The organism is Massilia sp. IC2-278 (genome assembly GCF_020708045.1).
In the GTDB taxonomy this organism is placed as follows: domain Bacteria; phylum Pseudomonadota; class Gammaproteobacteria; order Burkholderiales; family Burkholderiaceae_D; genus Telluria.
In genome coordinates this window covers 147,636-161,974 of the sequence record NZ_JAJFES010000001.1, presented here as the reverse complement: position 1 = coordinate 161,974, position 14,339 = coordinate 147,636, and the positions used below count along the sequence as shown (strand labels likewise).

Sequence of the window (14,339 nt, the reverse complement as noted above, 5' to 3'; positions counted from 1 at the left end):
CCGGTATGAATGAAGAGCTGCCGCAAGCCGTGCAAGCGGACATGGCCCGGGCGCCGCTGCGCTTCGACCGCGCCGAGTGGGCCGCCGCCTTGGCCGACCTCGGCACCTTCATTCCCTACGTGGTCGCCTACGTGAGCGTGCTCGGAATGGACCCGGTCGGCATCCTGCTCGCCTTCGGCCTGGCCCTGGTCGCCTGCGGCTTGCTCTACCGCACGCCGCTGCCGGTGCAGCCGATGAAGGCGGTCGGCGCGGTCGCGCTGGCACAGGCAGCCACGATTTCCGTCGGCGCAATCGTCGCGGCCAGCCTGGTCACCGGGGTGCTGTGGCTATTGTTGGGACTGAGCGGCGCCGCCAGCCGCCTGGCGCGCATGATCCCGCGCGAAGCGGTGCTGGGCGTGATGCTGGGCCTGGGCATCTCCTTCATGCTGCAGGGCCTGCGCATGATGGGCAGCGACTGGCTGGCGGCCGTGGCGGCGCTGGCGCTGGCCGTGATACTGAGGAACAGCCGGCTGTTCCCGGCGATGCTGGTCCTGCTCATCGGCGGCCTGGCCTATGGCGTGCTGCGCCAGCCGGCGCTGTGGGAGGGCGCGTCGTTCGGCTTGCACCTGCGCCTGCCCGCGCTGGCCGTGATGGACCTGCACTGGACGGATTTCGTCACCGGCACCCTGCTGCTGGCCCTGCCCCAGCTGCCGCTGACGTTGGGGAATGCCGTCATCGGCGTCACTGAGGAAAACAACCGCCTGTTCCCGGACCGCGCCACCAGCGTGCGCAAGGTGTCGGTGTCGACCGGCGTGATGAACCTGGCCGGCGGCGCCATCGGCGGCGTGCCGATGTGCCACGGCGCCGGCGGCATGGCGGCCTACGCCGCCTTCGGCGCCCGCAGCGGCGGCGCACCGGTCATCTTCGGCGCCACGCTGGTGGTGCTCGCCTTGTGCTTCAGCGGCGCCATCGGTTTCCTGCTGCAGGCCGTACCGGCAGCAGTGCTGGGCGCGATCCTGTTCCTCACCGGCGCGCGGCTGGCAATCGGCAACGCGCCGCGCACGCGCGACTGGCGTGTGCTGCTGCCGGTGGCGCTGACGGCGGCGGCGGCCCTGTGGAATGTCGGGCTGGGGCTGGTGGTTGGCGTGGCGGCGCACTGGATCTGCCGGCGGTCTGACACTGCCGAATATTTCCACAAAAAGGAATAATCCAATGCTAGTATTTAGCAATATTTTATTCCATAATAAGCAGCCGCAGTGCCGCTGAACAAGGAGATATACCAGATGAGAACCGCGCTTTCCGCCGTCGTACTCGCCGTTGGACTCTTTTCCTTGCCTCCTCTGCCGGCGTTCGCCCAGGATACCGATGCCAGCAAACGGCAGATCGAACAGGTGGTCGAGCGCTTCCGCACCGCGATCACCGACAAGGACCCGGCCGCCTTCATGCAGCTCTTCCTGCGCGAAGATATCACCTGGAACGTCGTCTACACCGACGACAGCGTCAAACGCTACAACGCCAGCCTGAAAGACCCGAACATTCCCCTGGCGACCCGGGTCCAGGGCGGCAGCCCCAGGACCTTCATCGACAGCATCGCCAGGTCGAAACAGGCGCGCTCCGAGGTCATCTCCAACGTGCGCATCGATACCGACGGCGAGATCGCCCAGGTCTGGTTCGATTTCGCCTTCATGACCGGCGACTACAAGAGCGCCTGGGGCAAGGAAAGCTGGCAGCTGTTGCGCACCGACGCCGGCTGGAAGATCGCCGCCGTGGTCTGGTCGGCGCAAGAGAATCCGAACCCGCGCTGAGCACCCTCAGGCCAGGCGCAGCGGCAAGCTGCGCAGGCGTTTCCCCGTCAATGCGAACACCGCCGCCGCCACGGCCGGCGCCAGCGGCGGCACGCCCGGCTCGCCCACGCCCTCGGGCGGCTCGGCGCTCGGCACGATGATGGTCTCGACCACGGGCGTGCGGTCCATGCGCAGCACCGGGTAGTCGCCGAAGTTCGACTGCTGCACGCGCCCGTCCTGGATGGTGATCTCGCCGGCCAGCGCCGCCGACAGACCGAACACCACCGCCGACTCCATCTGCTGGGCCACGATGTTCGGGTTCACCACGATACCGCAATCGATCGCGCACACCACGCGGTGCACGCGGATGTCCGTCCCCTCCACCGACACCTCGGCCACCTGCGCCACGATGCTGCCGAAGGACTGGTGCAGCGCCACGCCATGCGCGCGCCCGCTCGGCGCCTCGCCGGCAGCGCGCACGGCAGCTTCCAGCACCGCCAGGTGGCGCGGGTGCCGGGCCAGCAGCGCGCGCCGGTAAGCCACGCCGTCCTGCCCCGCCGCATGCGCCACTTCGTCGAGAAAAGCCTCCTTGAAAAAGGCATTGTGCGAGTGCCCCACCGAACGCCAGTAGCCGAGCGGTACGGCACTGTCGACGATCACGTGGGCGATGCGCTGGTTCTCGATCTCGTACTGCATGTCGTACTCGCCCTCGGCCGTGGTCTTGTCCGGCCCCATGCCGGGCAGGCCCAGGTTGCGCGGGAAGTACTGGTGGCCGATGGCGCCGCTGGCCGACTTGTTGTTCCAGGCGAGGATACGCCCTTGCGCATCGAGCCGCGCCGTGAAGCGCGCCAGCGCCGCCGGGCGGTAGACGTCGTGGCTGGTGTCGTCCTCGCGGGTCCAGATCAGCTGCACCGGCTTGCCATGGCTGGCCATGGCCACCGCGACTGCCTGCGCCACCATGTCGCCTTCCAGCCGGCGCCCGAAGCCACCGCCCAGCAGCATCACCTCGATGGCGACGTCCTCGCGCGCCACGCCGGCTACCTTGGCGGCCACGTCGACCGCGATGCTCGGCACCTGGGTCGAGGCCCACAGGCGCACCTTGCCGTTCGCCACCTGCGCGGTGCAGTTCACCGGTTCCATGGTGGCGTGGGCCAGGAAAGGCGCGCGGTATTCGGCGCTCACGGTGCGGGCCACGCCGCGCACGTCCTGGGTGCCGGATTCGAAATAGGCGTAGCCCGACTCGTTGTCGAGCGACTCGGCAAGGCCCCGGTAGATCGCTTCCGACGACAGCCTGGCATGCGCGCCCTCGTTCCAGGTGACGGGCAGCCCGGCGGCGGCCTGCTTCGCCTGCCACCAGCTGCGCGCCACCACGGCCACGCCGGCGCCGGCGCCCGAGAACGCGCCCAGCGACGACGAAAAGTCGACCACGCCGGTCACGCCCGCCATGCCTGTCACGGCCGCGGCGTCGAACGAGGCGACGGTGCCGCCGATCACCGGCGACATCTTCACCGCCGCGTACAGCATGCCTTCAGGCCGCGCATCGATACCGAAGCGCGCGCTGCCATCGACCTTGCCGGGCGTATCGCGGCGCGGCACCGGCTTGCCGATCAGGCGGAATGCGCGCGGCTCCTTCAGCTTCACATCCGACGCATCGATACCGGCGCCCACCTCGGCCGCACGTGCCGCCAGGCTGGCGTACGCCGCGCGGCGGCCATCGCGGTGGATCACGTAGCCGTCCTCGGTGCGGCAATGCGCGACCGGCGATTTCCAGTCCTCGGCCGCGGCCTTCACCAGCATGGCGCGCGCCACGGCGCCGGCTTCGCGCATCGGCGCCCAGGCATCCTTGACGCTGGTCGAACCGCCGGTGAACATGATGCCGAGTTCGCGCCCGACCTTCGACAGCATCCACTGCACGCCGTCCTTCACGTTGCCGCGCTCGTCGGGGTGGAAGGGCAGGTTCTCGCGCAGCACCGCCAGGTTGCCGAAGATCTTGTCGATCGGCGCCGGCGCGATGTCTACCCGCGCCAGCGGCATGTCGAGCTCCTCGGCTACCAGCATCGGCAGGGCCGTGTGCACGCCCTGTCCCATTTCGCTGCGCGGCACCACCACCGACACCGTGCCGTCGGGATGCAGCGCGACCCAGCCGTTCAACGCCACCACACCCTTCTCGACCGGCAGCGGCACCGAAGTATGCAGGCGCTGGCGCGGCGCCTGCATGCCCCAGCCGACCAGCAGCGCGCCGCTCCCCAGCAGGCCGCCCAGCAAGAAGCGTCGGCGCGAACGGCGCGGCGCCCCATGCTGCGCAGGCTCAGGAGCTGGATCGATGCTCGTGTTGCTCGGATTGTCTCTCATGCGTGTCCTGTCCCCAGTCTGCCAGCAGCGCTTCCGGCCCCAGCGGCCGTCCGTACAGGAACCCCTGCGCCCGGTTGCATCCGTGGCGCAGCAGGAAGGCTGCCTGTTGTTCGTTTTCCACCCCCTCGGCGATCACCGAGAGGTTCATGCTCTTGCCCAGCTGGATGATGGCGATCGCGATCGCCTCGTCGTCGGCATCGGCCGGGATGTCCTTGATGAAGCTGCGGTCGATCTTCAGCACGTCCACCGGCAGCTGCTTCAGGTAGGCCAGCGACGAGTAGCCGGTGCCGAAGTCGTCGATCGCCAGCCCCACGCCCAGACCGTGCAGCTCGCCGATGAAGGCGGCGGCGTCGCCGGTGTTCATGATGACCGATTCGGTCACCTCCAGCTGCAGCCGGCGCGGCGCCAGGCCGGTCGCCGCCAGCGCGCGCGCAACCAGCGGCGTCATCGCGCCGCGCTCGACCTGGCGCACCGACAGGTTCACCGCCATCTTCGGCACCTGCAGGCCGGCCGCGTCCCAGCGCGCCATCTGGTGGCAGGCCTCGATCAGCACCCATTCGCCCAGCTGGTTGATGAAGCCGGTGTCCTCGGCCATCGGGATGAAGCGCGCCGGACTCACCAGCCCCAGCTCGGGATGGCGCCAGCGCACCAGCGCCTCGACCCCGATCAGGCGGCCGCTGTCGATTTCCACCTGCGGCTGATATTGAAGAAAAATCTCCTGGCGCTCGATGGCGCGGCGCAGCAGCGCTTCCATGCGCAGGCGCTCCACGCCCTCGCCGTCCATGGCCGGCGAATAGAACTGGTAGCCGTTGCGCCCGCGCGCCTTGGCCTGGTACATGGCCACGTCGGCATGGCGGATCAGGAGGTTCGCATCGAGCGCGTCCTGCGGATACAGGGCCACGCCGATGCTGCCGGTGACGAACAGCTCGTGGCCGGAGACCAGGAAAGGCTGCTCGAACAGCGCCACCATCTTCTGCGCCACCTGGGTCGCGCCGTACTGGCCATCCACGTGTTCGAGCAGGACGACGAATTCGTCGCCGCCCAGGCGCGCCAGGGTGTCGCCCTCGCGCAATCGCCCGCTCAGGGCGCTTGCGACCTCTTTCAACAGCCGGTCGCCGGTCTGGTGCCCGAGCGTGTCGTTGACGTTCTTGAAGCGGTCGAGGTCGATGAACATCACGGCCAGCTGCTGGCTCTCGCGCGCCGCGCGGCCGATCGCATGCAGCAGGCGGTCCTGGAACAGCAGGCGGTTCGGCAGGCCGGTGAGCGGATCGTGGTGGGCCAGGAAGTCGAGCTGCTCCTGCGATTCCTTCAGGCGCGTGATGTCGCTGAACACGCCCACGTAATGGGTCAGCACGCCCTCGTTGTTGCGCACCGCCGATACCGTCAGCCACTCGAGAAAGACCTCGCCGTCCTTGCGGCAGGACCAGACTTCCCCGCGCCAGAAGCCGCCGGTCTGCAGTTCCTGCGCCAGGTTCGTGTAGAACGCATCGTCATGGCGGCTCGAACGGGTCATGTCCCAGGGCTGGCCGATCGCCTCGGCTTCGGTATAGCCGGTGATCGTCGTGAAGGCCGGGTTCACCGCGACGACGATGCCGTCGGTGTCGGTCACCATCACGCCGTCGGCGATGTGGGCGATCACGGTGGCCGACAGGGCCAGCTCTTCTTCCGCTTCCTTGCGCTCGGAGATGTCGGCGAAGACCCAAACGTTCCCCGCCTCCGGGTGGCCGGGCACGAGCGAGCTGCCGCTCACCAGGCACCATAGCAGGCTGCCGTCGCGGCGCCGCATTTGGCGCTCGTGGCGCGCGTCCGCTCCACGTGCCAGAATCGGGAAAAACACATCCTCGGCGCGCGCATGCTCGTCCTGGCTGGCGAACAGCCTCGATGCCGGCTGGCCGACCAGGCTGCCGTCGGGGTAGCCGAACAGGTCTTCGGCGCGGCGGTTGGTCGAGACGATGCGCCGTTCGCGCGTAAACACCACGCCGAACATCACGTTGTCGAGGATCGCGCCCTGCTCGACCAGCAGCGCCTCGATGCGCATTTCGTTGTGCTTGCGCTCGCTGATGTCGGAGATGATGCCGTCGACGCGGAAATCGGGGTCGCCCGGCCGGCCCTGCGGCTGGCCGCTTTCCATCACCCAGCGCTCCAGGCCATGGGCGTCGACGATGCGGTATTCGATTTCGTAGCTGCGCCCGGTATTGATCGCCTCGCGCGTGATGCGGCGCTGCAGGCGCCGGTCTTCGGGACAGACGATGTTCGACCAGTCCTCGGTGGTGCCGCGCATCAGCTTCGCGGCCGGGTAGCCCGAGATGTCCTCAATGGCGTCGCTGACGAACTCGATGGCGCCGCCGGGGTGGGCGCGGAACACGGCGCCCGGCACCTGGTTGACGATGGTGCGGAACTGCTCCTCGCGGCGCGCGATGTCGACGAACAGGGTGCGGATCGCGGTGCGCATGCGCTCCATCTGGCGCCCGAGCCGCGCCAGTTCGCCCTTGGCCTCGAGTTCGAGCGGAGTATCGAAGTCGCCGCGCGAGAGGCGGTCGGAAAAGGCGGACAGCGCGCGCATCGGGCGGTGCAGGCGGCGCCGCAGGAAGGTCACGATGAGCGCCAGCGACAGCACCACCTGCAGCGCCAGCACCAGCGCGTAGTTGCGCTGCTTGTGGCGCAGCCCCTGCTCGCTTTGCAGGTCGTCCATCTCGATGATCACCTGGCCGATCGGCTGGCCGCGCACCACGATCCGGCGCTCGGCGCGCAGCACCCGGCCCAGCGGACGTGCCGGCGCGCGGGCGTCGATCAGGCCGGCGCCGGCGCTGCCGGCCACGCCGCGCACCTCGATCCGCACCACCGAGGGGTCGCGCATCACCGAATCGACCAGCGAGCGGGCGGCATCGGTGTTCATGTTCCAGAGCGATTCCTGGATGCCGAGGGCGAGAATTTCGGCATTGCGCTGCAGGGTGGCGTCGAGTTCGGCCACGGTGGCGCGCCGTTCCTGCACCGCCAGCAACAGGTAGCCGGCAGCCAGGGCCGGGATCACCAGGCCGCAGACCACCACGATGATGAGCGCGCCGTAGACCGAGCTGCCGTATAAACGGCTCAGTCTGGACGGAAGTGCGCGCAAGTCAATCGGGGACATCATCGGGCCGCGGTAATGTGGGCCGGCTCGGCCGGCTGTCGGGTGTGCGAAAGCCCACGATTATGCACAGTTAATTGCCACCAGTCACCATGCGTTGGAGCGGCACAACCACCTGACACCGCTAGTCGCTGCACGCATGGCGACTGCCGGTGTCGGCTCCATGATCGCACACGGCGCGTCAATACTACAGCCGGGCTTCAACCGTGCTCAGGTATTGTCGAAACGATCAGGTATTCCGGCGCGGATAGCCCTGGGCCAGGATGCGCTGCCACACGACTTCCTTCTGCGCGGCATCCATCGAGACCCAGTTCGCGACTTCGGCCACGGTACGGCCGCAGCCGCGGCAGATTTCGTCGAAGGTGGTCGAGCATACCGCGACGCAAGGTGTGTCGGGACGCTGCGGAACCGGCGCCGGCGGCTTAGCGTGCTGGTCCGACATCGAGCTTGTCCCAGCCTTCGTGGCCCAGTTTTTCCATAGTCTCGATATTGCGTTCGAAGATCTCGGCGGCGTCCGGGAAGGCCTCGACGGCGCGCTCGATGCTGTCTTCGCGCAGCAGCTGCAGGATCGGATACGGCGCGCGGTTGGTGAAGTTCTCGATGTCGTTCTTGTCGGTGTCGGCGAACTGGTACTCCGGATGGAAGCTGGCCACCTGCAGCTCGCCGTCGAGGTGCATGTCCTCGACCGCGGCGTCGGCCACGTCGAGGAATTCGTTGTAGTCGAGGAAATCATCGAGCACGAAAGGGTGGATCAGCAGCGTGGTGTCGGTTTTCTCGGCCGGGGTATCGGACAGCAGCTGCAGCTCGTCCATCAATTGTTCGAGCAGCTCTTCGGGCGTGCGCGCCGGCGACACGACGTAGCGCACCTGCTCCTTCACATACACCGACTTGGCGAACGGACACAGGTTCAGGCCGATGACGGCTTTCTCCAGCCAGCGGCGGGTGGCGGCGACGATCGCGTCGTCGTCGGCGTTCAGGTTGGGCTTGCTCATGTAGTGCTTTCGATAAGAAGAAACGCCTGGGGCGAAAGCGCGATTGTACGCAGAGTTTGCGTGCGCTCATAGACCGGCAATGCGCGCCGGGTAAGTTGGAAACGTCAGCAGGCAGGCCGGATCGCCAGGTCGATTGACGTTCCGGAAAGGCAGCCACACTTCAGTTTATTGCTTCAAGGAATATCTTCCGCACGGCAATTTTTCGCATACCCGGCGGGAGTACCTTGGCAGGAAACCGATACTCTCCTGCGTCGATACCAAATAAAGATGCGATACCCCGTCAAAAAGTTCCATAAAGTATTGCCTGTTAGCATATTGAGTAGACAGAAAAATTTGTAACCGAGGGGACTTATTGCTTGACTGTCTCAACAGCCCCTCCTTACACTGCCCCCTTATCGTCAGTCCCGCCGTTCCTGGACGCAACACTGGAAAGCCAACAACGACATGACCCGCTACACTTCCCTTGCCGCTGCGATCGTGCTGCTGTGTTCCGCACCGCTCGCCATGGCCATCGATGCCGCGCCGGCGAATGCCACCGTAAGCGCCACCCTCTCCCGCACCGCAGGTCCGGCCACCGCCGCCTCGCTGAAGGTCGACGAATACAAGGAAACCGACGTCTGGGGCCGTATCCGCAGCGGTTACGCCATTCCCGACATCAACAACAACCTGGTCGAGCGCCACGCCAAGTCGTACAGCGCCAAGCCGGAGTACATGGCCCGCATTTCCGGCCGCGCCTCGCTCTACATGTACCACGTGGTGCAGGAGCTGGAAAAGCGCGGCATGCCGACCGAACTGGCCCTGCTGCCGATCATCGAATCCGCCTTCAACCCGCAAGCCCTGTCGAGCGCCGACGCCGCCGGCATCTGGCAGTTCGTGCCGGGTACAGGTAAAGACTTCAACCTGAAGCAGAACATGTTCAAGGACGAGCGCCGCGGCGTGCTGGCCTCGACCGACGCTGCCCTGACTTACCTGCAGCGCCTGTACACCATGTTCGGCGACTGGCAGTTGGCCCTGGCCGCCTACAACTGGGGCGAAGGCAACGTGCAGAAAGCCATCAAGCGTAACCAGGAAGCCGGCAAGCCGACCGACTTCGAAAGCCTGGCCGACCTGATGCCGGCCGAGACCCGCAATTACGTGCCGAAGCTGCAGGCCGTGAAGAACATCGTCGCCAACCCGGGCCAGTACGGCGTCAATTTGCCGGTGATCGACAACCAGCCTTATTTCACCGCGGTCGACAAGACCAGCGACATCGACATCGCCGTGGCCGCCCAGCTGGCCGAAATGTCGCTCGCCGAATTCAAGGCCCTGAACCCGCAGTTCAAGCGCCCGGTCATCACCGGCGACGAAAAGACCAAGATCCTGCTGCCGAAGGAAAACGCGGAAAAGTTCCACCTGAACCTGGCGCAATGGGGCCAGGCGCTGTCGAGCTGGACCACGCACAAGATCACCGGCGCCAAGGAAAGCATCACCTCGCTGGCATCGAAGTTCGGCACCACCCCGGAAATCATCCGCCAGGCCAACAATATTCCGGCGCAAACCCGCCTGAAGGCCGGCTCGACCATCCTGGTGCCGAAGACCTCGGCCAGCATGCACAGCGACATCGCCGACAACATCGTCGAGAACGCCGTGATGGCCCTGGAAGCCGACCGCGGCGAGAAACGCAGCGGCGCGCGCACCCAACGCTACAAGAGCAAGTCGGTGGCCGTGTCCAGCAAGCGCAAGCACCGCTGAGACGCCCCCAGGCGGGCCAAGCACCCGCTTTCCTGCCCTCCTCGCCAGGCAGCGGACTTTTATCAAGTCCGCTGTTTGCGCAACATCAAATGGACGGCGCTGTGCAAGCAGATCGATTCTGCTGTATAGTGTCGTTTGTGCGCTGCAAAATGAACGTGATTCCTGAGTCGCCAGACTCATGGCCGTGGCAGCGTCAGTACCGATTTACTAGCAGCTTCGCAAGCCAGGCGTATCAATCAGATACCCTCCCATAAAGCCCTCCCGCCCTGCGTGTCGCACCTTGACACCGTCCCGGCGCAAAGCTTTTGTGCCGAAATTTCTTTCATTTTTGAGTCATTTCGTTGTGTTGGTTCGCGTTGCTATTTTGCGCTCCGAAATCATCCATGAGCGCTGATTTCTACCGAAAGAAAATTAAACAATGAGTTTTGAAGCACTAGGTCTCCACGCGTCCCTCGTCCAGGCAGTCGCCGCAGCCGGTTACACCAAGCCGACGCCAGTCCAGGAACAGGCCATCCCTGCCGCCATCGGCGGCCGCGACCTGCTGGTCTCGTCGCAAACCGGTTCGGGCAAGACCGCGGCATTCATGCTGCCGGCCCTGCACAAGCTGGCCAGCGCCGAGCCTGCACCTGCCGGCCGCACCCCTGCGCAAGAAGCGCAGTCGGCCCGCTCGCGCGGCGAGCGCGTTCGCTTTACCGCCGCCAAGCCGAAGATGCTGGTCCTGACCCCGACCCGCGAATTGGCCCTGCAAGTGACCACCGCGACCGAGCAGTACACCACCTCGATGCGCCGCATCCGCGCCGTCTCGATCCTGGGCGGCATGCCTTACCCGAAGCAGATGCAACTGCTGGCCAAGAATCCTGAAATCCTGGTCGCAACCCCAGGCCGCCTGATCGACCACATGGAATCGGGCAAGATCGACTTCTCGCAACTGGAAATCCTGGTGCTGGACGAAGCCGACCGCATGCTGGACATGGGCTTCATCGACGACATCGAGAAAATCGTCGCCGCGACGCCGGAAACCCGCCAGACCATGCTGTTCTCGGCAACGCTCGACGGCGTGGTCGGCAACATGGCGCGCCGCATCACCAAGAATCCGCAGACGATCCAGATCATGAGCGCGGCCAACCGCCATGAAAACATCGTCCAGCGCGTGCACTTCGTCGACGACCTGTCGCACAAGAACCGCCTGCTCGACCACCTGCTGCGCGACGACACGATGGACCAGGCCGTGGTCTTCACCGCCACCAAGCGCGACGCCGACATGATCGCCGACCGCCTGAACATCGCCGGCTTCGCAGCCGCCGCGCTGCACGGCGACATGCACCAGGGCGCGCGCAACCGCACCCTGGACAGCATGCGCCGCGGCCAGGTGCGCGTGCTGGTGGCCACTGACGTTGCCGCCCGCGGCATCGACGTGCCGACCATCACCCACGTGGTGAACTACGACCTGCCGAAGTTCCCTGAGGACTACGTGCACCGTATCGGCCGTACCGGCCGTGCAGGCCGCAACGGTCTCGCCATCTCGCTGGTGAACCACGCCGAAGGCATCAACGTCAAGCGCATCGAGCGTTTCACCAAGCAGCTGATTCCGGTCAACGTGGTGGAAGGTTTCGAGCCGAAGCGTGCCGCACCGGCATCGCGCGGCGGCGCCCGTCCCGGCTGGAAACCAGGCGACGGCCGCAGCGCCGCCAAGCCGGGCCAGCGCAGCTTCAGCAAGCCTTACGGCCAGCGTGATGGCGCACCGCAGGGTGGCGGTTACAACCGGGACGCCGGACCGCGCGAAGGTGGTCATAACTCGGCACCGCGTGAAGGTGGTTATAACCGCGACGCGGCACCGCGTGAAGGCGGCTACAACCGTGACCGCGGCTACAACCGCGACGCAGCGCCGCGCGAAGGCGGCCAGCGCCGTGAAGGCGGCTTCCGCAGCGGCAACGCGCATCCGCGTTCGTTCGAAGGCGCGCGCCGCACTTTCGGCGACAACTGATCGCTGACGTGATCTGAATAAAGAACGGCTGCTATGGCAGCCGTTTTTTTTCGTCCCTGTATGTCGTCGCACGACATACACCCTGCTGCCTGGGGCTTACGTTATGACGCGCCTATAAATTCATATCGGGAATGCCTGGCAAAACTCGCGTTTGCATTGATAAACGAACTCGTACACTTAAGCATTCCGACTGTCCGCTATCGGCCAAAAACAGATGTCAACGCATGCCGTGTCCTAGGCTGATATGACTATTGGACAGAGGGAGTTTCCACATTAAGCATGCTTAACTTCTCTAGTTAAAAAGGACGATTTTTATCGTCAAAAAGCGGTCAACGTGCGCTGGCAACGTTCCATTGCCACATCCTCCGCCGCACGGCCAGCATTTGGAGCGCTCGTCAGCGTCGGGTACGAACCAATTTCTTTGAAGTATGCGACGCCGCGCTCGGTGCACCTAGCGACATTGTCTCCACTATTGCTGCCACTGTCGGCTGCGATTTCAGGCGCTTTGTTACCGCATCCCACCAATGCTAACGCGACAACTGCTAGACCAATCATGTGCTTCATCATTCCCCTCAATTCTTATAAGTTCTGCAATCTTAGTTTAAATTGATTGTTTCGTTTTAACAAGATAATACGATTTGGTCGTTACACGGTAGTACAGTGGCAATGCAGCTGGGTAGTGGTATTTGAATAGTTTCACCCATTAAATTTTGTAGTAGCATGAGTTTCTAACAACAAAACAAGGAATCTTTATGGGAGGCATAGCCGAGTACTCAGAGAATAGAAAGCGAAAACAACAACTTTCCCTGCTATTTCTCGCTCTGGGTTTAGTGACAGGTTCGGAAGCGCTTGCCCACGGCGGTGGGCTGAATGCGCAGGGATGCCATAACAACCGCAAGACAGGCGATTACCACTGCCACCGAGCTCCGCAAGTGTCTGCACCGAGACCGAGCCAATCCGTTGCGAATGAACCCAGCAGAAAGCGCGAATCCCAGCAACTAGTAACTCCGTCGCAGGCGCAGCGGCTTCAAAATAATCGACCCACAGGGTCAACTTGTTATACAGGCCCCCGAGGCGGTACATACACCCTTACTGCTAGTGGCCGCAAGAACTACAGTGGCTGTTGATCCAAATCGGATGAGCTTAACCTCGCATTTACTGCCGACTTATGCTCAAGCGCTTATCCTGGCAAGCTAGTATTGCTCAATGGACACTTATCCTACTAATGGTTAAACTCATTCCCTATCGCGCGAGCCCTTGACCTGAGTACGGAAAGAATCCATGAGCGCCCAATTGTCTTCACCGGTTTCCCGGCAACCAAATTCGTCCCTCACCTTGAAGGTTGCTGTCGCTACTCTTGCAGCCGCGTCCGTAGCCCTGGCAGCACTCTACTATCAAGCTACCCGCGACCTCGACGCCCAGAAGGCAACCGTTGCAACCTTACAGTTAGAGATTGCCAAAGAAGTCGCCCGTGCGGCTGAGCTAAAGACAGACCTGAATGCTGCTCGTACCGACGCACAAACATTAGCCAGTAAGTCGGCTCAACTTTCGTCTGAAGTGGAAAGCAAAGAGCAAGCCCTAGCATTGGAGAAAGCTAGGACAGAGTCCGTGCAAGCCGCGCTTGAGCAGGAAAAGTCTCGCCTGCCCGCTGTACCAGTGCGAATCGAAATGCGCCGCTCTGCAATGGGCCGTGGTTTAGTAGCGATGTTCACGAACATATCAGCCATGCAACTGCCAGTGTTGATGGCAACACGCAATCCGACAACTGGAGCTGTAAACCAACGATCCTTCCAAGTCGCTCCTGGCAAAACAGTCGAAATTGGCTATCTTGAAGGCATTCAATTTGCATCGGGCGACCAGGTGCGCTTACGAAGTGCCGAGTTTGACGAACTACGCTATACCGTACAGTAGACGCCGGTAGGCAAAATTTCCCCAGCGCGGACACGCGGCCGGTCCGATTATTCATCCCAAGTCGCGCACGACAGCTGCAATTGCTGGCCAGTCAGCAGTATGACCCTCGGCCAGCCAGCGTCGACCAGCCGGGGCGGTCAGGACTCGCGCTGCACGGTGCCCTGGTCGTACTGGTCATCGTCGGTCTGGCTCGGGGGCATCGCGTCTTGCTGGCCAGTGTGCTGGCCGGACTGCTGGTTGCCGTTCCCTGCGCCCGGCTTCCCTTGGGCGCCGCTATCGGCCGTGCCGCTGGTGTTGACGCTCTCGGCACTGCCCGCGTCGCTACCTGTGCTTCCGTGAGCATCCCGTCCTTTGGTGTCCTCGACTTCGCTTTGCATCGACATGCTGACCTCCTCCTCATGAAATGTGGTCCCATGATAATCCTGCGCCTACTGCGCAAACATAGTCCCATAGCGGCCACGGGCGTAGGACGATGCTGT

The 14,339-nt window shown here is 64.1% G+C and carries 12 protein-coding genes; 6 read left to right on the top strand and 6 right to left on the bottom strand.

Features of this window, described 5'->3' with window-relative positions; translation table 11 throughout:
• The first annotated feature begins 5 nt into the window (after positions 1 to 5).
• Both LK540_RS00700 and LK540_RS00695 read left to right on the top strand, forming a co-directional pair.
• Entirely contained in the window at positions 6 to 1,187 is a 1,182-nt protein-coding gene (locus tag LK540_RS00700; RefSeq protein ID WP_229435027.1) for a putative sulfate/molybdate transporter, read from the top strand.
• A gap of 75 nt (positions 1,188 to 1,262) precedes the next feature.
• Positions 1,263 to 1,784: a nuclear transport factor 2 family protein gene (locus LK540_RS00695; RefSeq protein ID WP_229435025.1), complete on the top strand. Its 522-nt coding sequence runs from the start codon at positions 1,263 to 1,265 to the stop codon at positions 1,782 to 1,784.
• A gap of 6 nt (positions 1,785 to 1,790) precedes the next feature.
• Here LK540_RS00695 and LK540_RS00690 read toward each other — a convergent pair whose 3' ends face one another.
• From LK540_RS00690 to LK540_RS00675, 4 genes are all read right to left on the bottom strand, one after another.
• Positions 1,791 to 4,115: a molybdopterin cofactor-binding domain-containing protein gene (locus LK540_RS00690; RefSeq protein WP_229435023.1), complete on the bottom strand. Its 2,325-nt coding sequence runs from the start codon at positions 4,113 to 4,115 to the stop codon at positions 1,791 to 1,793.
• Positions 4,072 to 7,248, bottom strand: coding sequence for an EAL domain-containing protein (locus LK540_RS00685; protein WP_229435021.1), 3,177 nt, complete (start codon positions 7,246 to 7,248; stop codon positions 4,072 to 4,074). Before LK540_RS00685 ends, LK540_RS00690 begins: the two co-directional genes overlap by 44 nt.
• Positions 7,249 to 7,471: 223 nt before the next feature.
• Entirely contained in the window at positions 7,472 to 7,684 is a 213-nt protein-coding gene (locus LK540_RS00680) for a DUF1289 domain-containing protein (RefSeq protein WP_229435020.1), read from the bottom strand.
• The gene (locus tag LK540_RS00675; protein WP_229435018.1) at positions 7,665 to 8,234 is read right to left on the bottom strand and encodes a DUF1415 domain-containing protein; all 570 of its coding nucleotides are present in this window, start codon (positions 8,232 to 8,234) and stop codon (positions 7,665 to 7,667) included. The genes LK540_RS00680 and LK540_RS00675 overlap by 20 nt, the downstream gene beginning before the upstream one ends.
• A 444-nt stretch (positions 8,235 to 8,678) precedes the next feature.
• Here LK540_RS00675 and LK540_RS00670 point away from each other — a divergent pair, with 444 nt between their 5' ends.
• The gene (locus LK540_RS00670) at positions 8,679 to 9,965 is read left to right on the top strand and encodes a transglycosylase SLT domain-containing protein (protein WP_374041304.1); all 1,287 of its coding nucleotides are present in this window, start codon (positions 8,679 to 8,681) and stop codon (positions 9,963 to 9,965) included.
• A gap of 418 nt (positions 9,966 to 10,383) precedes the next feature.
• Complete coding sequence (locus tag LK540_RS00665) at positions 10,384 to 11,949, top strand: DEAD/DEAH box helicase (protein WP_229435016.1); 1,566 nt, start codon at positions 10,384 to 10,386, stop codon at positions 11,947 to 11,949.
• A 318-nt stretch (positions 11,950 to 12,267) separates the two neighbouring features.
• Here LK540_RS00665 and LK540_RS00660 read toward each other — a convergent pair whose 3' ends face one another.
• The gene (locus LK540_RS00660; RefSeq protein ID WP_229435014.1) at positions 12,268 to 12,516 is read right to left on the bottom strand and encodes a hypothetical protein; all 249 of its coding nucleotides are present in this window, start codon (positions 12,514 to 12,516) and stop codon (positions 12,268 to 12,270) included.
• Between the two features lie 185 nt (positions 12,517 to 12,701).
• Here LK540_RS00660 and LK540_RS25375 point away from each other — a divergent pair, with 185 nt between their 5' ends.
• On the top strand, positions 12,702 to 13,076 hold the full coding sequence (locus LK540_RS25375; RefSeq protein WP_374041303.1) for a YHYH domain-containing protein: 375 nt from the start codon (positions 12,702 to 12,704) through the stop codon (positions 13,074 to 13,076).
• A gap of 154 nt (positions 13,077 to 13,230) precedes the next feature.
• The gene (locus tag LK540_RS00655) at positions 13,231 to 13,860 is read left to right on the top strand and encodes a hypothetical protein (RefSeq protein ID WP_229435012.1); all 630 of its coding nucleotides are present in this window, start codon (positions 13,231 to 13,233) and stop codon (positions 13,858 to 13,860) included.
• A gap of 137 nt (positions 13,861 to 13,997) precedes the next feature.
• Here LK540_RS00655 and LK540_RS00650 read toward each other — a convergent pair whose 3' ends face one another.
• Positions 13,998 to 14,243, bottom strand: a complete 246-nt coding sequence (locus LK540_RS00650; protein WP_229435010.1) for a hypothetical protein — start codon at positions 14,241 to 14,243, stop codon at positions 13,998 to 14,000.
• Positions 14,244 to 14,339: the final 96 nt, after the last annotated feature.